Source organism: Flavobacterium praedii (genome assembly GCF_026810365.1).
GTDB lineage: Bacteria > Bacteroidota > Bacteroidia > Flavobacteriales > Flavobacteriaceae > Flavobacterium > Flavobacterium praedii.
The window spans coordinates 1,876,695-1,899,859 of the sequence record NZ_CP113948.1 but is presented as its reverse complement, the minus strand read 5'-3'; the positions used below and the strand labels follow the sequence as shown (position 1 = coordinate 1,899,859).

At 33.0% G+C, this 23,165-nt stretch carries 15 protein-coding genes; 8 read left to right on the top strand and 7 right to left on the bottom strand.

All coding sequences use genetic code 11. The features are described 5' to 3' along the window. Window positions 1–379: 379 nt before the first annotated feature. The 3 genes from pepT to OYT91_RS08050 all read right to left on the bottom strand — a co-directional run bounded on the left by pepT (window position 380) and on the right by OYT91_RS08050 (window position 4,730). The gene (gene pepT, locus OYT91_RS08060; RefSeq protein ID WP_281240232.1) at window positions 380–1,654 is read right to left on the bottom strand and encodes a peptidase T; all 1,275 of its coding nucleotides are present in this window, start codon (window positions 1,652–1,654) and stop codon (window positions 380–382) included. Between the two features lie 146 nt (window positions 1,655–1,800). Further along, window positions 1,801–2,550 carry a hypothetical protein gene (locus tag OYT91_RS08055; protein WP_281240231.1) on the bottom strand — a complete coding sequence of 250 codons (750 nt, stop codon included), beginning with the start codon at window positions 2,548–2,550 and terminating at the stop codon, window positions 1,801–1,803. Between the two features lie 266 nt (window positions 2,551–2,816). Then, window positions 2,817–4,730, bottom strand: coding sequence for an SPFH domain-containing protein (locus OYT91_RS08050; protein WP_281240230.1), 1,914 nt, complete (start codon window positions 4,728–4,730; stop codon window positions 2,817–2,819). Between the two features lie 349 nt (window positions 4,731–5,079). On the opposite strand from OYT91_RS08050, the gene OYT91_RS08045 reads away from it, so the two are divergent. Further along, window positions 5,080–6,042, top strand: a complete 963-nt coding sequence (locus OYT91_RS08045) for an ion channel (protein WP_281240229.1) — start codon at window positions 5,080–5,082, stop codon at window positions 6,040–6,042. Here OYT91_RS08045 and OYT91_RS08040 read toward each other — a convergent pair. After that, the gene (locus OYT91_RS08040; RefSeq protein WP_281240228.1) at window positions 6,032–6,724 is read right to left on the bottom strand and encodes an SIR2 family NAD-dependent protein deacylase; all 693 of its coding nucleotides are present in this window, start codon (window positions 6,722–6,724) and stop codon (window positions 6,032–6,034) included. The genes OYT91_RS08045 and OYT91_RS08040 overlap by 11 nt on opposite strands. Window positions 6,725–6,789: 65 nt before the next feature. On the opposite strand from OYT91_RS08040, the gene OYT91_RS08035 reads away from it, so the two are divergent. Beyond that, window positions 6,790–7,455 (top strand): TrmH family RNA methyltransferase, encoded by a 666-nt coding sequence (locus OYT91_RS08035; RefSeq protein ID WP_281240227.1) that lies wholly within the window; start codon window positions 6,790–6,792, stop codon window positions 7,453–7,455. A gap of 1,130 nt (window positions 7,456–8,585) precedes the next feature. Here OYT91_RS08035 and OYT91_RS08025 read toward each other — a convergent pair. Together OYT91_RS08025 and OYT91_RS08020 are read right to left on the bottom strand one after the other, a co-directional pair. Further along, the gene (locus tag OYT91_RS08025) at window positions 8,586–9,353 is read right to left on the bottom strand and encodes a carboxypeptidase-like regulatory domain-containing protein (RefSeq protein WP_281240225.1); all 768 of its coding nucleotides are present in this window, start codon (window positions 9,351–9,353) and stop codon (window positions 8,586–8,588) included. Window positions 9,354–9,544: 191 nt separating this feature from the next. Beyond that, a complete protein-coding gene (locus OYT91_RS08020) occupies window positions 9,545–11,473 on the bottom strand; it encodes a DEAD/DEAH box helicase (RefSeq protein WP_281240224.1) in 1,929 nt (642 codons plus the stop codon). A 375-nt stretch (window positions 11,474–11,848) separates the two neighbouring features. On the opposite strand from OYT91_RS08020, the gene OYT91_RS08015 reads away from it, so the two are divergent. The 6 genes from OYT91_RS08015 (at window position 11,849) to OYT91_RS07990 (ending at window position 19,917) form a co-directional block, all read left to right on the top strand. Continuing rightward, window positions 11,849–12,133, top strand: coding sequence for a DUF4834 family protein (locus tag OYT91_RS08015; RefSeq protein ID WP_281240223.1), 285 nt, complete (start codon window positions 11,849–11,851; stop codon window positions 12,131–12,133). 112 nt (window positions 12,134–12,245) lie between these two features. Continuing rightward, window positions 12,246–14,666 carry a YfhO family protein gene (locus OYT91_RS08010; protein ID WP_281240222.1) on the top strand — a complete coding sequence of 807 codons (2,421 nt, stop codon included), beginning with the start codon at window positions 12,246–12,248 and terminating at the stop codon, window positions 14,664–14,666. A gap of 61 nt (window positions 14,667–14,727) precedes the next feature. Beyond that, entirely contained in the window at window positions 14,728–16,020 is a 1,293-nt protein-coding gene (locus OYT91_RS08005; protein ID WP_281240221.1) for a glycosyltransferase family 4 protein, read from the top strand. A gap of 49 nt (window positions 16,021–16,069) precedes the next feature. Then, window positions 16,070–17,539 (top strand): oligosaccharide flippase family protein, encoded by a 1,470-nt coding sequence (locus tag OYT91_RS08000; protein WP_281240220.1) that lies wholly within the window; start codon window positions 16,070–16,072, stop codon window positions 17,537–17,539. Window positions 17,540–17,678: 139 nt separating this feature from the next. Further along, window positions 17,679–19,349 (top strand): mechanosensitive ion channel family protein, encoded by a 1,671-nt coding sequence (locus OYT91_RS07995; protein WP_281240219.1) that lies wholly within the window; start codon window positions 17,679–17,681, stop codon window positions 19,347–19,349. A gap of 271 nt (window positions 19,350–19,620) precedes the next feature. Continuing rightward, entirely contained in the window at window positions 19,621–19,917 is a 297-nt protein-coding gene (locus OYT91_RS07990; protein WP_269222263.1) for a hypothetical protein, read from the top strand. A gap of 110 nt (window positions 19,918–20,027) precedes the next feature. Here the strand turns inward: OYT91_RS07990 and uvrA are convergent, their stop codons facing one another. Next, window positions 20,028–22,823, bottom strand: a complete 2,796-nt coding sequence (gene uvrA, locus OYT91_RS07985; protein ID WP_281240218.1) for an excinuclease ABC subunit UvrA — start codon at window positions 22,821–22,823, stop codon at window positions 20,028–20,030. Window positions 22,824–23,165 lie beyond the last annotated feature (342 nt).

The following is a 23,165-nucleotide window of genomic DNA, read 5'->3' as shown; positions in this document are numbered from 1 at the left end:
TGTTAGTTTTACATTAACAAATATAATGAATATATGAATGTTGTAATGTTAAGGTTTTGCTGATTTTTTATTTTGTGTGTTTAGTTTAGGAGGTATAATTTTTATGGTGATTCTAAATACATATTTTAACAAAAAAGAGTTTCAAAATTAATCTAATTAATTTCGAAACTCTTTTTTGTTTTAAATTCATTTTTAGCCTGTATTTAAACATAGATTTCGAATTAGAAATCTACTATAGCTAAATTCATTTTCTAATAAAGCGCTTACTCTTATTTATGATGATTAAAAGTTTTTTTATTGTTTAAAATGCAATGGGGTCAAGTGTAAACTTTTAATTAAACTTAAAATAGATAGGCTTTATAGGAATATATAATTTTATTTATTTTTTTCTTGATATGATTTCTTTATTTAAATATTCACCTTTGGCAGTCAATTCTGCAATTCTTATAATGACATTTACTGCCTTTTGCATGCTTTCTACTGGAACATATTCGTATTTTCCGTGAAAGTTATGTCCGCCAGCAAAAATGTTAGGGCAGGGCAATCCTTTGTATGATAATTGACAGCCATCAGTACCGCCACGAATAGGTTTTATAAGTGGCTTTATGCCTAATTCTCTCATCGCTTTTTCTGCAATAAAAACAATATGTTTTACGGGAGTTACCTTTTCTTTCATATTATAGTATTGGTCTTTAACAGTTGCAATCACAATATCTTCACCAAATTGTTTGGCAAATTTTTTGTTGATTTTTTTTGCGATTTTAGCAATTAAATCTTTTCGTTTTTCAAATTTTAATTTGTTATGATCTCTGATTATTAATTCTAAAACCGTTTCTTCAATACTTCCTGTTAACTGATGCACATGAAAAAAACCTTGATATCCTTTGGTTTCCTGTGGAGTTTCGTCTTTTGGTAATTCATTGATAAAGTCATTAGCGATTAGCATTGAATTGATCATTTTTCCTTTAGCATAACCTGGGTGAACACTTTTTCCTTTAAAGGTTATTTTGGCTCCTGCTGCATTGAAGTTTTCATATTCTAATTCACCTACTTGGCTTCCATCCATAGTATAAGCCCATTCTGCGGCAAATTTTTCCACATCAAAGTGATGCGCTCCTCGGCCAATTTCTTCGTCAGGTGTAAAAGCAATTCTGATTTTGCCATGCTTGATATCAGGATTCTTGATTAAGAATTCCATTGCGGTTACAATCTCGGTGATTCCTGCTTTATCGTCAGCACCTAAGAGAGTCGTTCCGTCTGTTGTAATTAAGGTTTGTCCTTTGTATTGGAGTAAATCTTTAAAATAGGTAGGTGATAAAATTATATTTTGTGCAGCATTCAAGACAATGTCTTTACCGTCATAATTTGGAATAATTTGTGGTTTTACATTCGCACCTGTAAAATCTGGTGTGGTATCAAAGTGAGAAATAAAACCAATTGTTGGTACATCATGATCTACATTACTGGGTAATGTTGCCATTATATAAGCCTTGTCGTCTATGGTTACATCTTGTAAACCAATGTTTTTTAATTCTTCAACTAGTATATTGGCTAGATCCCATTGTTTTGAAGTACTTGGAGTGGTACTTGAATTTGCATCTGATTCAGTGTCGATTGTTACATAACTTATGAAACGGTCAATTATATGTTGCATGGTATTTATTTTTGAGCAAATATAAACATTTTTAAAAAACTGTAGTTCTTGGTTTGGAGCTCGTAAAAAAGAAAAAAAAATATCCATTTTTCAATGGATATTTTTATGTTATTGTTTGGGTATTAGTGTTTATTTCAGAGCAATGTTTAGTTTGGTTTAACAGCTTTTTCAGCAGCAATTTTTGCTTCAGCAGCAGCTTTTTTCTCTGCTTCAGCTGTTGCTTTTGCAATTTGTTCATCTAGCATTGTAGATTTTTGTAAAGCTAATTTCGCAGATTCAGCTAGTTTTGCGTCAGCTTCTGCTTTTTCTTTTTTTAGTTTTTCAACATCTTTGATTAATTTCTCTTGTGCATCTTTAGCTTTCCCAGCTTCTTTTTCATAAGCCGCTATTTTTTCTTTAGAAATTTTTTCAGCTTCATCAGCCGCTTTTTTATCGGCTTCTGCTTTTGCTTTCAATGCTATTGCTTCTTCTTTTGCTGCTTTTTCTTCAGCTTCGGCTTTTGCTTTTGCCTCGATGGCAGCTACTCTTGCAGCTTCTTTTGCCTCAGCGGCACCTTTAGCTTCAGCTTCAGCTTTTACTTTAGCAGCTATGGCAGCCTCTTTTGCCGCAGTTATTTTTGCTTGCTCTGCTGCTTTTTTGTCTGCTTCGGCTTTTGCTTTAGCCGCTTTTTCTTCGGCTATTTTAGCTTCTGCAACTGCTTTTTTTTCGGCTTCAATTTTTGCTAAATATGCTTTTTCTTGATCTTTTAAATCTTGCATTTGTTTTTTAAAATCAATTGGAGCAGTTGTTGTTGCTGTAGAACTTTCGGAACTTACAGTTTCATTTTTGGATTCTTGAGCAAAGAAAGTTTGTGTTAGTAAAAGAAAAATAATTACAAATGGTACCTTTATATTCATAATAATGTGGTATTTGGTTAGTTATGGTTAATTTTGGATTTTACAAATATAACTTTTTTTTCATTTTTTTAACTTTTTATGTGTGTTTTATTTTTAAATTTGGTTAAAATTTAAATTTATATGTTTTTTAATTTACAAGTCTTACAATTAAACTATGTATTATAGGATTTTATTTTTATTTAATAACAAAAAATTAAAAAAGGTGTTTTTATTAAATAAAAAAATCTGCTTTTTACAGCAGATTTTTAAAAATGGAATTGCAATTTTTATAGCTCTTTTTTGATAACTACTTTGCTTTTTTCAGTATCCATCATTTCCATGAGTTTTAGACCCAATAATCCGCTCATAGATCCGTCTGTTCCGTTGCTTCCGGAAATAAGGACATCTGGAATGACTTTGATTTTTCCTTTTCCTATTTCTTCGGTGATTTTGTATTTTGTAAAATTATCTCCACCCATTGCGGAAACTTGCAGTTGATAGGCCTCTGCTGTTGACTTACCAATTGCCATAATTTTTTCGGCTTCGGCAAGACCCGTTTTGGAGATTCTTTCGGCTTCGGCACTAGCTGTCAATTTGGTTGCTTCAGCTTGTGCACCTGCTCTTGCTTTGGTAGCTTCGGCTTCTGCATTGGCGCGCATTTTTGTAGCTTCTGCTTCGGCATTTACATTAAGTTTCAAACTTGTTGCATCTCCTTCTGCTTTCTTAACAGTTGCATCTGCAGTACGTTGTGCAATTTCAACACTTTGAGATGCTTTTACGATTTCTTTTTGCATATCAGCAATGGCGGTTTCTTTTTCCATTCCTTGGCGTTGTTCCTGTGCCATTTTTTGGGTTTGATATGTTTTTTGCTCTTCTTCGGCAATTTTTCTATCTGTCAATGTTTTCATTAACGATTCAGGTGGAACAATATCTCCAATTAATGTATCAACTGCGTTAACATTGTATTCGTCTAAAACCACTTTGATGTGATTTTTTGCTGATTCCTGACGTTCTTTTCTAGTCGAAAGAAATGAAATTACATCACTTTCCTGTGCCGAATTTCTAAAATAATTTCCAATCGTTGGTTCTAATACTTGAGAAACCAAGTTATTCATACTTCCAAAACGGGCAATTACTTTTGGTGCCTCATTAGCAGGAACATGAATGATTTGTGATACATCTAGATTAAAAGGGAAACCATCTTTGGAACGAACCGTAATTGTTGAAAGGTTTTGATCCAAGTTATGAGATTCACTTCTGGCATCTGCCCAGTTTAATACCAAGTTAGTAGTAGGTACTGGTTCGAGTTTGGTAGTGTATTTATTAAGTGCATATTTTCCAGGGCCAAAAGGTTCCATCCAAACACCACGTTGTCCTTTTGACACTATATTTCCGTGTTTGAAGGTATCGCCGGTTACATCTTGGCCATCTTCTCCAATATAGGATATAACTACACCAACATAACCAATTGGCACATCTGTCATAGGGGTTTGTTCAATTTGAATCGCCCATGTATTGATATAGTAAGAACCAGCCAGCATTACTTGCGGTTGCAATCCACGGTTTCCACCGTTTTTTAAGAATTGATCAAAATCTTGAAAGTTATTGTGATTGTCCACAAACTTACCGGCAATTTGTCCAATCGGAATAGGTTCTCCATCCATTGCAGTTACAATACCGACCATGTTTTCGGAAATTACTATTTGTGGAGAAATAACCACTTCAAACAAATGGGTGTTGATACGATACGATCCCGTTGTAATAAAAGCAGATTGTCTTCCTTTTTGTCCGCCATTGTCAAGAAATAAAGTGGCGTCTTGAAAATTGTCTGAACTCACTTTTTGAGCAAGAATACGACCAGTTGGAATTTCTGCTCCATCTTTGCTTAGCAACAATCCAATATTACCTTCTGGAATAATAGTAAAGGATGCCATGTCTATCGAATATTGCCATGGCCACATCGCCCAATATAATCCTGGGGCAAGCGTTTTGGCTTGGTAACCAGCTTCTCCTTTGGTTGCGATAATTCTGCCGTCTGGCAATGATTTATCAGCGCCAAAAAGCACGAATTTTTTGGTAACTAAGCCAATTTTGTTTTCTGGAACGATAACCATTCCGAAGAAAACACGTAAAACAAATTTGTAAAAAAGAAAGGATAATACAATTAAGAATATCCACCAGTAGGTAAGAAAAAATAGCATAGCGGTTAAGGTTTAGATTACAAACATAATTTATTTTTCTTGTTTTTAGTTTCTTATTTTGAAGTATTTTTCAACTTTTTTGATGCTAATTTTCATTCTGTTTTTGTTCAGTTTGTTGTCATTCGTTTTGATTTGAAAAGTATAATTCTGATCTTGAGATACGGGTTTGCGTGAGGGGTAGAGCAAGGCGCCAAAGCGCTCGTGATAACCCGACCGCGTTGAAGAAAGGGGCTTAATGGGCGGTGCTATAAGTAAGCCCCTTTTTTCAATGGGGTCACGCCCAAAGTATTATGGCAGACTAGAGTTTCGGATTTTTTGACTAATTTGCAGGTTATTAGTTATTAATCTTATGGCATTATTTAATCGTTTAAATTTAAAGGCAAAGGCTCTTGTAAATACGGGCTTTGGTAGCAGCGCATCCAGTTATGGTGGGCGATTTATTAATAAGGACGGCTCGGTCAATGCGGTGAAAAAAGGAGTTGGTGCTCTAGATAGAATTAGTTGGTATCATACGATGCTGGATATGTCTTCGTGGAAATTCCTTTCGATACTGTTGTTGTTTTATGTTACTATTAATTTTGTGTTTGCGTTGCTGTATTTTGCAATTGGGATTGAACATCTTAATGGAATTGCAACTACCGATAATGAATGGGTACAATTTGGGCAGGCTTATTTCTTTAGTGCGCAAACGTTTACCACAGTTGGTTATGGGCATATTAGTCCGACTGGTTTTTATACCAGCGCATTGTCCTCGGCAGAAGCACTAATTGGTTTATTGAGTTTTGCTATTGCTACAGGTTTGTTTTTTGGGAGATTTAGCAAGCCTTCTATTTTTATAAAATTTTCAAAAAATGCGGTCATTGCTCCTTTTAATGACGGTAAAGCATTAATGTTTCGGTTGGCTCCTTATAAAAATACCAATTATATTGATGCCGAAGTGAATGTAACTCTTGGAATGCGAATTGAAGAAAATGGAGTGATGACCAATAAATTTTACACTTTGGATTTGGAATATCAAAGAATAAATTCGTTGGCATTGAGTTGGACTTTGGTTCATCCGATAACCAGTGAAAGTCCTTTGTGGGAATTGGTTGCTTCGGATTATGATTCGATTTTGGGCGAAATTATTGTGATTATTAAAACTTTTGATGACATGTTCAGTACTACGGTTGCAACGCGCACATCCTATACTTTTGAAGAAGTCGTTTATGGTGCCAAATTTAAATCAATGTATACTCGAAGTGATAATAACAAAAGTACCATTCTGGATTTGGGTCTGTTAAATTCGTTTGATAAAGTCCTTATGGATTAGCGAGTAGTTTTTCTTTTAAAATACGAACACCTTCGGAAGCGATGTTTGGGATTACTTCGAGAGGGTTTTTAAGATTTGGAATTTTTATGGGTTTTGGATCGATATAATAAATGGGTGTTTCTCTTTTGGTAAAATCTATTAAGCCAGCAGCAGGGTAAACTTGTAATGAAGTACCAATTACTGCAAAATAATCAGCTTGTTCTGTGATTTCTATCGCTTCATCCAAAGCGGGTACTTGTTCTCCAAACCATACTATATGAGGACGAAGCTGATTGCCTTGTTGGTCAACGTCACCAAAATTCAAATCGTTGGGCCAATCCAAAATGTAGTTTTCGATTTTGGAACTTCGTACTTTTAATAATTCGCCATGCAAATGCGTTACATTCGAACTTCCAGCTCGTTCGTGTAAATCATCTACATTTTGGGTGATGATATAAACGTCAAAATTATTTTCTAATTCGGCCAAAATCTGATGACCTAAATTGGGGTGTACTTCTTTTAGTTGTTGTCGTCTTTGGTTGTAGAAATCAAGAACCAGTGCAGGGTTTTTATACCAACCTTCTGGAGTTGCGACATCCATTACGTTATGGCCTTCCCATAATCCGTCGCTATCACGAAATGTTTTGATGCCGCTTTCGGCACTAATTCCAGCGCCAGTAAGAACAACTAATTTCTTTTTCATTTTTTGAAATTTTTATAGAAAATAAAACTACTCTTTTTTAGTATTTTTGCCAAAACTAATATACAATGATTGATCTCGATTACCTTGCTTTTCTTGAAAATATTTTGACAGATAATAGGAAGGAAAAATTTTTAAAAGTTTTGAAAGACAGAACCAAACATTTTACCATTGCGGTTGAAGATGTTTTTCAGATGCATAATGCTAGTGCCGTGATGCGCAGTTGTGAGGTTTTTGGAATTCAGGAGTTGCATGTTATCGAGGAACGTTATGGAAAACGGATCGATAAAGAAATTGCAATGGGTGCCCAAAAATGGGTTGATATTTCGACTTATGATAGTGTTACGAATTGTATTGATACTTTAAAAAGTAAAGGCTATCAAATTATTGCGACTACACCACATGAGAATGATTGTTTGATGGAGGATTTTGATATCACGAAACCAAGCGCCTTGTTTTTTGGAACCGAGAGAGATGGATTGTCAGAAGAGATTCTCAGGAGAGCGGATGGTTTTCTTAAAATTCCGATGGTTGGTTTTACGGAGAGTTTGAATATCTCAGTTTCGGCATCGATTATTATTCAGAATCTAACGAATCGTTTGCGCAATTCGGATGTTGATTGGCAATTGACTGAAGAAGAGATTTTGGTGAAAAGATTGGATTGGGCGAGAAAGTCTATTAAAGATATAAAAAGGATTGAAGCAAGATATTATGAAGAGAATCCACAAATTTAAAATTCTATTTCAAATGCAAATTCAATTTCAAGAGCAATTACAAATTCTAAAACTTATAAAGCTGTTTTAGTTTGAAGTACATTTTAGTATTGCCATTGAAATTTTAAGTCTGGTATTGTTAGTTTTATTTGTATTTTCGTTTAGGAAAAAAATACTAAGCGATACAGTTTCCAGTTTTGCCAAAATTGATAATTCGAATTATATAGATTGAAAAAATGTTTTAAATATCTGATTTCTCTTTTTCTGGTTTTTGGCCTGATGGTTAATGATTGTGATTTATATTTTCAATCCAATTCAGTAGATTACTATCAATTTTCGAGCGTAATTCTTAGAGGAGAATCGAATAATAAAGATTCCAAATTATATGTGTTCGGTGAGGTAAATTCATCTAAAAAGGGTTCGTCTCCAATTTTATTTGCTTGCCTCGAATTTAAAGATAGTTATAGTCTTCAAGTTTGGGTTCTTTTAAAAACTCAGAAGTTGCTTCATCAAGAAGTAAGTTCAATCTTATCTCAGTCCATCTTTATAAATGAGATGATTACTTCGAGAATAACTTATAAAAATTTATACATAGCTTAAAAATATTTTTTAAGCATTTATGCAACTCAATGCATAAGATGATATTATAATGTCTAATCATTTATCATTTACAAAATGTATAAACCTAACAAAACACGTTTGGAGGAATCTAAACGCCCTATTCTTTGGTTAAAAAGAAAAATTATTCTTGTTATTACGGCGCTTATGGTTGGAATGTCAAACAGTATGAATGGCGGTGATACTCTGATTAACGGTAATCAAAATCACATTGAGCAACAACACAAAAAAGATTGATTTTGAATGTTTTCAAATATGTTTCGATCATTTTTTAGATAAATCTTTGATTTTGACCTAAAAATAATTGTAATAGTTTTTGAATTATTGCTTTAATATAAATTTATTTTCTGTATTTATACTATAACTGTTAGATTACGAAAATACGCGTGAGGGATAGACGGAAGCTACCGAAGTAGCCCAGATAGCCCGGCAGCATAAAAAGAAGGGACCGACTAATTAGTGTGATTAGTTGGTCCCTTTTTTTTATGGTGACACGCCCAAATGATGTTTAAAGTTGTCGTTGAAAACTAACTTTACTTTTTCTTCAAGACTTTGTATTGTTCGTAGCAACCGCTTATGGCGTCCATGATTTGAAGGTCGTTGGCGGTTTTTATGAAAGCTTCTGAGTAACTGCATCGTCCTAATATTTCGGCGATTTCATCTTGTGAAACGCCAAGAAGCAGCGAGATGGTTTCTCTGTCGTATTTGGTTTCCAGTAGATTCCTAACAGTATCATCCTTTCGCATCTCTTTTAATTTTTTGAGCTGTTGCGGTTTTTTTCCGAAGAAATTGTAAAGCATATCTGCAGGGTTGAATATAGAGCCTAAAACTTTTCCAAAGGCTTCTGGAGCGTATTGACCTGCTTCGTATCCTTGTCCTAAGCCCGAAATACTATAGCGATAATCTTCTTTTATTGGAATTAATTTGGAATCGATTTCTAAATATCCGGTAAGATAGTATGGGCTAATTACGACCTCATTTAAGGGAATAGCTTTTTGGGTAAGTTGTATGGTTGTTTTTTTGTTTTTTATCCAGTCATTGGTCACTCTTACACGTAAAGATTGGTAGCCTAAAAGTGTTATGTGTAAAGTGTCACTTTGTGTTACAGTAATTTCAAAATTACCTTTGTTGTCTGTGGTGGTTCCTGTGACTTGATTGATATTGATGATGTTTACGTTGGCTAATGGGGTGCCGGTATTATCGCTGATTATAGAACCAGAGACTTTTGTTGGAGTATCAATTGTTTGTGCAATTGATTTTATGGATGTGACTAAAAATAAAAAAACTACAAAATATTTCATAAACTGATTTAAAACTTTAAAAGTAGTAAAACGGTATTAAATATTTTGTAGTTCTTGTATAATTATAAGAAAATTAACAATCGAAAAAAAATTAGAGGTCAGAAAATAGAAGTTAGAAATTAGAAAAATACGATTTAAATCTTATTTCTCACTTCTCACTTCTTGCCTCTAACCTCTAACCTCTATTTTCTTTAGTCTCTTCTTGGTCTTCTTGGTCTTGGTGCATCACCAAAGCTTTCAGAGCGTCTTGGTGCTCTGTCAGACGAACCTTCTCTAGGAGTTCTGTCTGATGAAAAACCACCTTCTCTTCTTGGAGCTGAACTTCTTTCAGATCTGAAACCACCTTCTCTAGGAGCAGTACCTCTGTCGCTTCTAAATCCGCCTGATCCTTCTCTTCTTGGAGCAAAACTTCCTTCTCTTCTTGGAGCAGAACTTCTTCCACCACCGAATCCACCACCAGAGCTTCTTCCGTTATGGTCACGTCTTCCGCCACCATCGTTTTTAGAAATTTCAACATTGATACGACGTCCTTCTAGTTGTACGTTGTTCAATATTTCCATTACTTTATCGGTGTGTTCAGGATCCGTGTTAAAGAAAGAGAAACCTTCTTTTACGTCTACTTTGAAAACGTCATCACGACCTAAGTCTAATGTTTCTTTCAAGTAATCTTTTAATGACATCCAGTCAAAATTGTCTCTAGAACCAATGTTTACAAAGTATCTTGTAGCACCACCATTATTGTTTTCTCTTGGAGCGCCATCTCTATCGTCACGATCACGTCTTTCAGAACCAGAAGATTGATTAGAGATGTCTCTATTTTTCTTGTAATAGTTGATAAAACGATTAAATTCAACTGATACCATTTTCTTAATCAATTCTTCTTTAGATAAATCTTCAAGAACATTATTGATTGCTGGAAGGTAGTTGTCGATTTCGTGATCCACTTCGGTATCCTTAATCTTAGTAGCTAAGTGTAATAATTGGATTTCGCAGATTTCAATTCCAGAAGGGATTGTTTTTTCTTCGAATTTTTGTTTGATAATTCTTTCGATAGAAGAAATTTTACGCAATTCGCTTTTTGTAACGATTACGATAGAAGTTCCTAATTTACCTGCACGACCTGTACGACCAGAACGGTGATTGTAGGTTTCGATTTCGTCAGGAAGTTGGTAATTTACTACGTGAGTAATATTGTCAACGTCAATTCCACGTGCAGCAACATCAGTCGCTACAAGCATTTGGATTTGTCTTCCTCTAAACGATTTCATTACACCATCACGTTGTGCTTGTGATAAATCTCCGTGCAATGCAGCTGCGCTGTATCCGTCTTCGATTAATTTTTCGGCAACAGCTTGTGTGTCTCTTTTTGTTCTACAGAAAACTACTGAGAAAATATCAGGATTACAATCTGCTAAACGTTTCAATGCTTCGTAACGGTCACGTGCGTTTACTAAGTAAAATTCGTGTGATACGGTAGCAGAACCAGAGTTTTTGGTACCTACTGTAATTTCAATAGGATCCGTCATGAATTGTTTTCCAATTCGTGCCACTTCAGCAGGCATAGTTGCAGAAAACAACCATGTGCTTTTTTCGTCAGGCGTTGTAGAAAGGATGTTTACGATGTCTTCGTAGAAACCCATGTTCAACATTTCGTCTGCTTCGTCAAGGATACAATAGTTAATTTGAGAAATGTTTACCAATCCTCTATTAATCATATCTTGCATTCTACCCGGAGTCGCTACTATAATTTGTGCGCCTCTCTTAATGTCTCTCGCTTGTTCTGTAATGCTAGCCCCGCCGTATACTGCTACCACATTAATACCTTTCTCGTATTTAGAGTAGTTTTTAAGTTCGTTGGTAATCTGCAAACACAATTCACGTGTTGGAGATAAAATCAATGCTTGCGTATTTCTGTTGTTGGCATCAATTTTCTGAATAACTGGAAAACCAAATGCTGCCGTTTTCCCTGTCCCTGTCTGAGCCAACGCAACTAAATCTGTGTCTTTTTCCAATAATAGGGGAATCGCTTTCTCCTGTACTTCGGTCGGATTCTCAAATCCTAGATCTAAAATCGCCTTCAGTAACGATTCACTCAATCCTAATTGTTCAAATTTATTCATATATATTTTTAAAATAGGGTGCAAAATTACTGTTTATAATCCATATAAACTAATGGTATTTTAAGAATTGGGTTTTTATTAGCTTTTGATAATCAGTTTATTATAATATTAAATTTGATTTTTGATTTTTAAATTTGATTTTTACTGTGAAATTATGTCTTGAATTTTATTTTTTTTGTTAAAAAAAGGAATAAAAAAATGTTTTTAATTTGTATTACAATTTGTTGTTGAGTTTAATTTGCGTTAGAGTGATTGGGTTTTAATTGTTTTTTGCACCTTTTCTTCATTTTTTATCATTTCTTTAAGAATGATATTTTTAAAATGCTCCGAAGTTTCCATATTGATTTATTAATTTTGCCTAAAAATTATTAGATTATGCAAACAGCCTCTTTTTCGGGTTTTATAGAAATGATATTTTATATGATAGCTTTCTATTATATATTTAAATTTTTGGCTAAACTATTTTTACCAATAGTAGTAAAAAAAGTTGTAGAAAAGGCTGGTCAAAATTTTCAGCAACAACAGCAACAGCGCTCTCAGCAAACAACTTGGAAGAAAACATCGAATAATGATGAAATTATAATTGACACTGCCAATAGTAAAAACCCACGTGAGACCAAAAAAGTGGGTGATTATGTCGATTATGAAGAAATTGATTAGCCCACTAACCCCCAAAGGGGGATTGTAAAGTGTTGATAGTTTAAATTTAAATTAAAATAGCTTTACTTTTTATAACTTACAAACCAAAATCCACAATCCAAAACCCATATTAATGAAGCAACTTCAAAAGTTCTTTCCGCACGCACTAGCCATTTTTGGTTTTATTCTAGTTTCTACACTTTATTTCTTTCCAGTATTACAAGGAAAACAGATTTTTCAATCGGATATTGCTCAATATACTGGAATGGCCAAAGAGCAAAATGATTTTAGAGCAACTCATCACGAAGAACCTTATTGGACAAATTCTGCATTTGGGGGAATGCCAACCTATCAATTGGGGGCTAAATATCCTCACGATTATGTAGGCGCCATTGATGATGTATTGCGTTTTTTACCACGACCAGCGGATTATTTATTCTTATATTTTCTTAGTTTTTATATTTTAATGTTGGTTTTAAAAGCGGATCCGTTAAAAGCTTTTTTTGGTGCATTGGCATTTGGTTTTTCTACTTACTTAATTATAATTCTTGGAGTTGGACATAATGCCAAAGCGCATGCAATTGCCTATATGCCGATGGTTGTGGCTGGTTTTGTAATGGTTTTTCAACGGAAATATATTTTAGGTGGATTGCTCGCCATGTTTGCTTTGGCATTAGAAATAAATGCTAATCACTTTCAAATGACTTACTATTTATTGATTTTATTATTAATTCTTTCGGGATATTTTATTTATGAAGGGATTAAATCAAAAGAATATAAGTCTTTATTGTATTCGATAGGAACTCTAATAGGTGCTGGTATTATAGCCATTGGTTCCAACGCAACAAATTTATTGGCGACCGTCGAATATGCCAATTTTAGTACTCGTGGAAAAAGCGATTTAAGCTTTAACCCAGACGGTTCAAAACGAACTACTGATGTTGCAATGTCTCGTGACTATATTACAGAATACAGTTATGGTATCGCGGAAAGTTTTAATCTTATTGCACCTCGATTATTTGGAGGATCTAATAATGAAAAGGTTGGAACAGATAGTGAAATGTTTGAGTTTATGATTTCACAGGGAGTACCAGAAGCTCAAGCCACCGATTTTGTTTCGGGTATGCCTACGTATTGGGGGGATCAGCCTATTGTATCTGCGCCAGCATATATAGGAGCAGTGGTTTTCTTTTTGGGAATTTTGGCTTTGTTTATTGATGAAAGGAAAATTAAATATGCATTCTTAGGTGGAGCTCTAGTTACTTTAATTCTTTCTTGGGGGAAAAACTTTCCTGCTTTGACGGATTTTTGTATCGATCATATTCCTATGTATAATAAGTTTAGAGCAGTATCATCTATTCAAGTTATTCTGGAATTGTGTTTTCCGGTTTTGGCAATTATGGGGTTGCAATCTTTTTTTAAATTAGAAAAAGAGAAACAATTAAAACCGTTGTTGCAATCAGGGGCAATTGGATTAGGATTGATTTTGATTCTGTTCTTGTCCAAAAGTTTATTTACTTTTTCAGGTGTAAATGATAGTTCTTTTCTTGAAAATTATGGGCCGAGTTTTGTAGATGCCTTAAAAGCAGATAGAAGATCATTGTATAGTGCAGATTTATTACGATCTGGTTTTTTTATTTTGATAGCTGCTGGTACTTTATGGCTGTTCGTTAAAAATAAAATTGCCCAAAACACGGCTATTATTTTGGTTGGCTTATTTATGGTGTCTGATTTATTTTTTGTGGACAAAAATTATGTTTCGAACAAAGATTTTATAAGCGCTAGAGAAGTTGAAGTGCCTTTTCAAGAAACACCAACTGATACAGAAATTCTAAAAGACACTACTAATTATCGTGTTTTTGATATACAAGGTCTAATGCAAGCACGAACTTCTTATTTTCATAAAGCAATTGGAGGATATAGTGCTGTCAAGCCTCAAAGAATGCAACAATTATTTGATTATCAAATTGCCAAAAACAATGTGGAAATACTTAATATGTTGAATGTAAAGTATGTGATTCAATTAGATAAAGATGGAAAGGAATATCCAATTATTAACCCAGATGCCAATGGAAACGCTTGGTTTGTAAGTGGAGTTAAATTGGTAACTAATCCAGATGAAGAAATGAAAGCTTTGGATAAAGTGAATTCTAAAAACCTAGCTATTATCAATGGGAATGAATTTTCGGAAATAAAGAATAAGGCTTTCGCCAAAGACAGTTCGGCTACCATAACCTTGGATGACTATCAGCCTAATAAATTGAAATATACATCAAACAATTCTAATGAAGGTTTAGCTGTTTTCTCTGAGATGTATTATGAAAAAGGCTGGAAAGCTTTAATTGATGGTAAAGAGACTCCAATCATGAGAGCTGATTATGCTTTGAGAGCTATTGTAGTTCCAGCAGGAAAACATAGCATCGAATTCAAGTTTGAGCCTCAAGTAGTGAAAACAGGAAGTGTAATTACGCTTGTTAGTTCGATTGGAATGTTGTTTCTTTTGATTGGTGGGATTTACTTTGAGAAAAAGAATGGATTTAAGAACATGAATTAACTTCCCGATTATTTTCGGAATTGATTCTTGATTTAATTATTTAATACAAATCCTTATCATTTTGGACACAAAAAAAATCCTTATTATAACGTACTATTGGCCACCAGCTGGAGGGCCTGGTGTTCAGCGTTGGCTTAAGTTTGTAAAATATTTGCCGGATTTTGATATTCAGCCCATTGTTTATATTCCTGAGAATCCAACTTATCCAATTGTTGATGCCAATTTAGGAAAAGAAGTATCGGATAAAGCGATTGTTTTAAAGCAAAAAATTTTCGAGCCGTATCAATTGGCTTCGGTTTTTTCTAAAAATAAAACCAAAAAAATTAGTTCGGGTATTATTCCAAATCAGAAGAAACAAACTTTTCTGGAAAAGACTATGTTGTGGGTTCGCGGCAATCTATTTATTCCTGATGCACGAGTTTTTTGGGTTAAACCATCTGTAAAGTACTTGGAAAAATACATTGTTGAGAATAAAATTGATACCATAATTACATCTGGGCCTCCACATAGTTTACATCTAATTGGATTGGTTTTAAAGCAAAAATTAAAAGTAACTTGGTTTGCTGATTTTAGGGATCCTTGGACAACTATCGGTTATCATAAATCGTTAAAATTATCAGCCAAAGCAGAAAACAAACACAAAGCATTGGAATTTCGTGTCTTGAATACTGCCGATACTATTATTGTCACCAGTAAAACAACTAAATCTGAATTTAGAGCAATAACAAACAAACCAATCGCTGTTATTACCAATGGATTTGATACAGAACCCCTAACACCCGTTACTTTAGATTCTAAATTCAGTTTGGCGCATATAGGTTCTTTTTTGTCAGAACGAAATCCAACTATATTGTGGGAATCTTTAACCGAATTGCTTCAGGAAATACCTGATTTTAAAAATCATTTAGAACTTAAATTAATAGGAGCCGTTAGTCAGGAAGTGTTAGATACTATTTCACGATTTAATTTGGAAAGGTATTTGAATAATTTAGGATATGTTTCCCATTCGGAAGCGGTGGCGCACCAAAGGAATTCTCAAGTATTGTTGCTTATCGAAATTGACTCTGCGGAAACCAAAAGTATTATTCCCGGAAAATTATTTGAATATATGGTTTCTAATAGACCAATTATTGGAATTGGCCCAAAAGATTCTGATTTTGCCGAAATCATAACAGAAACCAATACAGGTGTATTTTTTGAATATACAGAGAAGGAAAAACTAAAACACACCATTAAATCGTATTACAATCAATTTTTGGAAGGGAAATTACAATCTTATGGTGTAGGTTTGCAAAAATATTCCAGAAAAAATTTAACCAAAGAATTATCAAAATTGATACATTCAAAGGTTTAAGGTTTTCAACTTTAAACTTTTTCAACTTTAAACTTTTAAACTCCTATTAATGGGTATAGTATTAAATCAGTCTTTAAAAAATACAATAATAACCTATATCGGTTTTGCAATAGGGGGAATAAGTACACTGTTTTTGTTTCCTCCAATTTTAGGTAAAACATTTTATGGATTGTCTAATTATATTTTATCATGTGCCAATGTAATTATGCCATTATTTGCAATTGGAATGCAAAATACATTGGTGAAGTTTTATTCGCAATGCAAATCTGAAAAAGAGCAAAATCAGTTTCTGTCATTTACGGTTTTGTTCCCTATTTTGTTAATTATTCCAATCCTTTTAATTGGATTGTTTTTTTATGATGAAATTGCCTTTTTTGTAACAAAGAAAAATCCAATTGTAAAAGATTTTATTTGGCTTATTCCTTTTGTAGGTATCTGTATGGCTTATTTTGAGATTTTTTATGCTTGGGCTAGGGTACATATGTTTTCCGTTTTTGGTAACTTTATAAAGGAGGTAGGTTTGCGTTTATTTTCATTAATTGCTCTTTTGGGAATATATTTTAAATGGATTACAGTTGTTGACTTTATTTATTTGACTGCTGGAATATACTTTGTAGCATTTTTGGTTACCATGTTTTATGCTTTTAGGATAAAAAAGCCTGTTTTTCAATTTACAATACCTTGGAATGTAAAAGAAATTTTAGTGTATACTTCGTATATTATTTTGTCGGGTAGTGTTGCAAATTTGCTTCTTGATGGCGATAAAATAATGCTTAATCAATATATGGATATTGGGAACATTGCTTTTTATTCTGTAGCCACATATATTGCATTAGTAATTTCGGTGCCAAGTCGAGCGATGCACCAAATTGTATATCCTATTACAGCAAAACTGATGCATGAAAACAAGCATGATGAACTAAATGTTTTGTATAAAAAAACTTCGATTAATCTTCAAATTGTAGGAGGTTTTGTTATGTTGTGTATTTTTGTTAATATCGATCAATTGTATGAAATGATGCCGAAAGAGTATTGTGGAGGTATATTGGTAGTTTTTATGATTGGGCTTTCAAAATATTTTGATCTGATATTAGGCAATAATAATGCGATCATCTTTAATTCAAAATATTATCGTGCCGTATTGTTTTTGGGTGTAGGTTTAGTAGTTTTAACAGTAGTTTTGAATATGATTTTTATACCGTTATTTGGAATTATTGGCTCCGCATTCGCTACTTTATTATCGATAACATGTTATAGTTTAGCTAAATTGCTTTTTGTTGTAAAACGCATGCATTTGTTTCCTTTTACTAAACAAAACTTGATTTCAGCAGGAATTTCTTTGTTCGTATTTTTGCTGTTTTACTTTTGGCAGTTTCCTTTGCATCCAATCGTTGGTATAGTGTTAAAATCTATTCTGGTAACAATTGTATATGGTTTTATCAATTATAAAATGATAGTTTCGCCTGAAATTAATCAAACGTTTGATAAATTACTTGTAAAATTGAGAATAATCAAATAACTAACTAATTGATTATTATATCTTCTAGTTGTTTTTTTAAATTTAGTTGCTTAGTTTTTTTATATTTGTAAGGATGTTTCTTATATGTGTCTATAGTGATGGGCTCTTATTTAGGATTTAATACTAATATATTATAGCGATGATTAAATTTATAATAAAATTAATTTGTTTGTTACTTATTAGTTCGACAGTTCTTTTTTCTCAAAATCAGATCAGAAAAGGAACTGTTACAGATAGCATAGAAAAAGAAAAAATAAATCCTGAATTAAGTGGTTATCCAGTTGTACCATTTAAAGACACTCTGTTTTTAATATATAATAAAATTGGTTCATTTACTGCTAAGGAACGCGCAAAAGCAATTAGCGATAGAATAAAATCCTTATATGAGGAACCCTATTTTTATCCCGATTCTATAGTATTGATAAAATCTGATATCAGCGTTGATATTGTTTATAATGATGATTTTGTAGTGATGTCGGTAACTGATTTAGATGCTAAATCTGTTGGGAGTGAAAAATTTCAACTTGCACATAAAAATCTTTCGATTATCCTGAAATCGATTCTTTTTCAAAAAGAAAACAATTCTGCTGAAAATTGGTTAAAACGAATTGGACTTGTTTTGTTATTAGTTGTGTTTGTTGGAATAATCGTATTTGCAATCAATAAATTATTTAGATGGATTCAATTTTTTCTTAGAAAGAGAAAAGAGCGTTATTTTGCGGGAATTAAAATTAAGGAATCTTATATTTTTACACCAGAAAAAGAATTAGATTTTGTTATAAAATTCATTTTGTTGATTCGTTTGCTGGTTTTACTTTTTGTTTTTTATATTTCTTTGCCTGCTATATTTAGTGTTTTTCCTGAGACAAAAGCGTATGCATCTACTCTTTTAAAGTGGATTTTTTCTCCTGCCAGGGCTGCTTTAATAGGATTTGTTGATTTTCTGCCCAATTTATTTTCGATTTTGGTTATTGTAGGGTTATTCCATTATTTGTTAAAAGCTATTAAATTTTTTGTAGATGAGATACAGAAGGGTCAGATAAAAATTGAAGGTTTTTATAGTGATTGGGCTAAACCAACTTTTAATATTATAAGAGTATTGATTTATGCTTTTATGGTTGTTGTTATTTTTCCTTATTTACCAGGTTCTAATTCTCCTGTATTTCAAGGGGTATCAGTTTTTGTTGGAGTTTTATTTTCTTTAGGTTCTTCAAATGCAATTGCCAATATGATAGCTGGATTGGTTATTACCTATATGCGTCCTTTTAAAATTGGAGATTTTATAAAAATTGGGGATGTTAAAGGAACTGTAATTGAAAAAACTACTTTGGTAACAAGGATTCGAACTGCAAAACAGGAAGATATTACAATACCAAATGCAACAGTTTTGTCAAGCTCCAGTGTTAACTATTCTGCAAATACCTATGAAAATGGTAATGGATTACTGATTCATACCAATGTAACAATTGGTTATGATTGTCCTTGGAAGGAAATTCATAAAGCGCTAATTGATGCAGCTTTGAGAACAGATTTAGTAGAGAAAACTCCAGTCCCCTTTGTTTTGCAAAACAGTCTAGATGATTTTTATGTTTCTTATGAAATTAATGTGTATACTAAACATCCCAACCAACAACCATTAATTTATTCCAATTTGCACCAAAATATTCAAGATTGTTTTAATGAAGCTGGGATTGAAATTATGTCACCACATTATAATTCTCTACGAGATGGGAATAAAACTACTATACCTGGCAACTATTTGAATAAAGACTATGAATCTCCTTCATTTAATTTTAAATCTGAAAAATAATTTTTTTCACACATATATACGTGTTAATATTTAATTTGTACTCTTTTTTTTTGCAAGTAATTTATTCCTTATTTTCATTTTATAGACATTCCAACGAGTATATTGACCTGTTGTTGTTTTTGTTGATTGTAACCTATTGTTTTTGAGTAATTTAGTATTTTATTATTTTAATATCACCAAAAGTGGGTATTGTGTAGTTTTTATGTTGGCTTTAAATTTGCAATGTTTTCAAGTATTTGTTTAATGCATAATAAAAATTGATATACTAAATATGAAAAGTAAATTACTTAATCAAAAAAGGTTGAATCTCTTTACTAAAGTGATTTCAAACAAAATTAAAGATGGTTTTGTGGTTGTAGAACGAAATGATAAAATGCCTTTTACCATTTTGTATAAACAAGGTATGAAAGTAAATCATAAGTTGAATTTTTTAGTTTGTTGCGCAACATTAGGAATGTGGTCTTTGCCATGGCTATATTTATCTCAAGTGGCAGCAAAGGATAAAAAAATTTTGATAGCTATAGATGAGGATGGTAAAGTATTTGAAGAAAATTGTTATTTGGGATAAGAATCATAAATTTTAAAGGAATATTATATAAAGGTATAATACATAAAAAGCCACGATAATTTATTAATTGTTCAGTGGCTTTTTAGTTTGAAATAAATTAGATTTTAATTTTATAGTTTTTCTTTTAAATATTTGGCTGTAATCGATTTTTTGTTTTTCACAATCTCCTCTGGAGTTCCCACTGCGAGTAATAAACCTCCGTTTTCGCCTCCTTCTGGACCAAGGTCAATAACCCAATCGGCACATTTTATAAGGTCAAGATTGTGTTCGATCACAAGGATAGAATGTCCTTTTTCTATCAAAGCGTCAAAAGACTTCAATAATTTCTTGATATCATGAAAGTGTAATCCAGTTGTAGGTTCATCAAATACAAAAAGGGCTTTTTCTTTGGTCGCTCCTTTAACTAAAAAAGAGGCAAGTTTGATACGTTGTGCTTCTCCTCCCGAAAGTGTAGATGAGGATTGTCCTAATTGTACATAACCCAAACCAACATCTTGCAACGGTTGTAGCTTTTGAGTGATTTTTGTTTGCTTATTTTTTTCAAAAAAAGCAATAGCATCATCAATGGTCATTGTTAGAATGTCGTGAATGTTTTTGCCATCAAAAGCGACTTCGAGAACTTCTTTTTTGAAACGTTTTCCGTTACAGGTTTCGCAAGGCAATTGCACATCTGCCATAAATACCATTTCTACATTTATTGATCCTTCTCCTTTGCAGGTTTCGCAACGACCTCCATCTACATTAAAAGAGAAATGTTTGGCTTGATACCCTCTTACTTTCGAAAGTTTTTCCTTTGCATACAATTCTCTTATATCGTCATAGGCTTTTATATACGTAACAGGGTTAGAGCGTGAACTTCTTCCAATTGGATTTTGATCTACGTATTCAATATGTTTAATTTGTGAAAATGAGCCTGAAATTTCGCTGAATTGTCCCGCTTTTTCTCCTGCATTGTCCAGTTTTTTTTGCATAGCAGGGAAAAGTATTTTCTTGACCAAAGTACTTTTTCCACTTCCAGAAACTCCTGTAATTACCGTTAAAACATCGAGCGGAAAAGTAACATCTATATTTTGTAGATTATTTTCCCTAGCCCCTTTTATTTCAATAAAATTCTTGAATGCTCTGCGTTTTTTAGGTACAGCAATTTCAAGTTCACCATTCAAATATTTTGCGGTTAGCGAGCTTGATTTGAGTATTTCATCATAAGTTCCTTGAGCGACTAGATTACCTCCCAAAGTACCTGCTTCGGGTCCGATATCAATGATCATATCGGCCGCTTTCATTATATCTTCATCATGTTCAACTACTATTACAGTATTGCCTAAATCTCGTAGAGAGAGTAAAACTTTAATTAATCGTTCGGTGTCTTTTGGATGTAAACCGATACTTGGTTCATCTAGAATGTACATCGATCCCACCAAACTGCTCCCCAGTGAAGTCGCTAAATTAATTCGTTGGGATTCTCCTCCAGAAAGTGTTGAAGAATTTCTGTTTAAAGTCAAATAATTCAAACCTACTTCGGTTAAAAAAGACAATCGATTGTTGATTTCGATTAATAATCTCTTGGCTATTTGTTTTTCATACACATCCAAATCAATATTTTTGAAAAAAGTAACCAAATGTTGTATTGGTAAATCTACCAAATCGGATACGGTTTTACCATTGATTTTCACATACGAAGCTTCAATTCTCAAGCGTTTACCTTTGCAAACATGGCATTTGGTTTTGCCTCTGTAACGCGAAAGCATCACTCTATTTTGAATTTTATAATTTTTTTCTTCAAGTTCTTTAAAAAAGCTATTTAGACCTTGAAAATATTTGTTTCCGGTCCAGATCAAGTCTTTTTGATCTTCAGTAAGTTGAAAAAAAGGCTTGTGAATTGGAAAATCAAATTTGTAGGCGTTGTTGACCAATTCATCACGAAACCAACCCATACTTTCGCCACGCCAAGGGAAAATGGCATTTTCAAAAACAGAAAGTGAAGTATTGGGAACGACCAATTCGGCATCGATTCCTATAATATTTCCGTAACCTTCGCAAACAGGGCAAGCTCCATATGGATTGTTGAAGCTAAATAAATGAACGTTGGGTTCTAGAAAAGTAATTCCGTCCAATTCAAAATTATTAGAAAAAGAAAACTTTTTGTCTGAATTTAATTCGTGTAAAAAGCAAATACCTTTCCCTTCAAAAAAGGCAGTTTGTACCGCATCTGATAATCGATTGTAAAACTCTTCTTCTTCTTTGACTACTATTCTGTCAATAATAAGTAAAATGTCTTTGTGATCTAAAGTATGTTGTTCAGAAATATCAAAATCATCCAAACGTACCATTACATTATTGACTAAAATCCTTGCAAATCCTTGTTGTAATAATACTTTTAGTTTGTCTTCGAGCTGGCGACCTTCTTCAAGATGAATAGGAGCAAGGAGTAACCATTTGCTTTCCAATTCAAAATCTTTTACAGTTGTGACAACATCAGTTACCGTATTTTTTTTGACTTCCAATCCCGAAATAGGCGAGTATGTCCTGCCAATTCTAGCATATAGTAGTTTAATGTAATCGTATATTTCGGTAGAAGTTCCAACTGTTGAACGAGCATTTGTGGTATTGACCTTTTGCTCGATGGCAATCGCGGGTGCAATTCCTTTTATGTATTCTACTTTTGGTTTGTCTAAACGACCTAGGAATTGCCTCGCATAAGAAGATAAGCTTTCTACATAACGACGTTGTCCTTCTGCATATAAGGTGTCAAATGCTAAACTTGATTTTCCGGAACCAGATAACCCTGTTATGACTACAAGTTTGTTTCTAGGAATAGCGACATCAACATTTTTTAAATTATGTACTTGCGCTCCTTTTATTATGATGTTTTTCTTTGGATCGAGTTTGGAAATATCAATTGGCATAAAAAGTAAATTTTACACAAAAGTACTTAATTTATAGATGAGAATGGGGTTTTGAAGTAAATGCAATGAGTTGTTTTTAGTTTTGTTTTATAACATAAAATTTCACTACTATTTTTTATTTATAGCATTCAAAAACATGTTTTTGCGAATTAAATACTAATAATAGCTCGTTGGGTGAAATTCTAATAAAATAAAAATTTAAATACATAGAATCATAGGTTAATGCTAAATAGGTAAAGAATATATTGAAATAGTACTATTTCACAAATAGTATAGCTATGTGAATAGTAAAACGTCTATTTTTTTCTTTTAAAAACTATAAATTCTATGTGGTAAAAAATG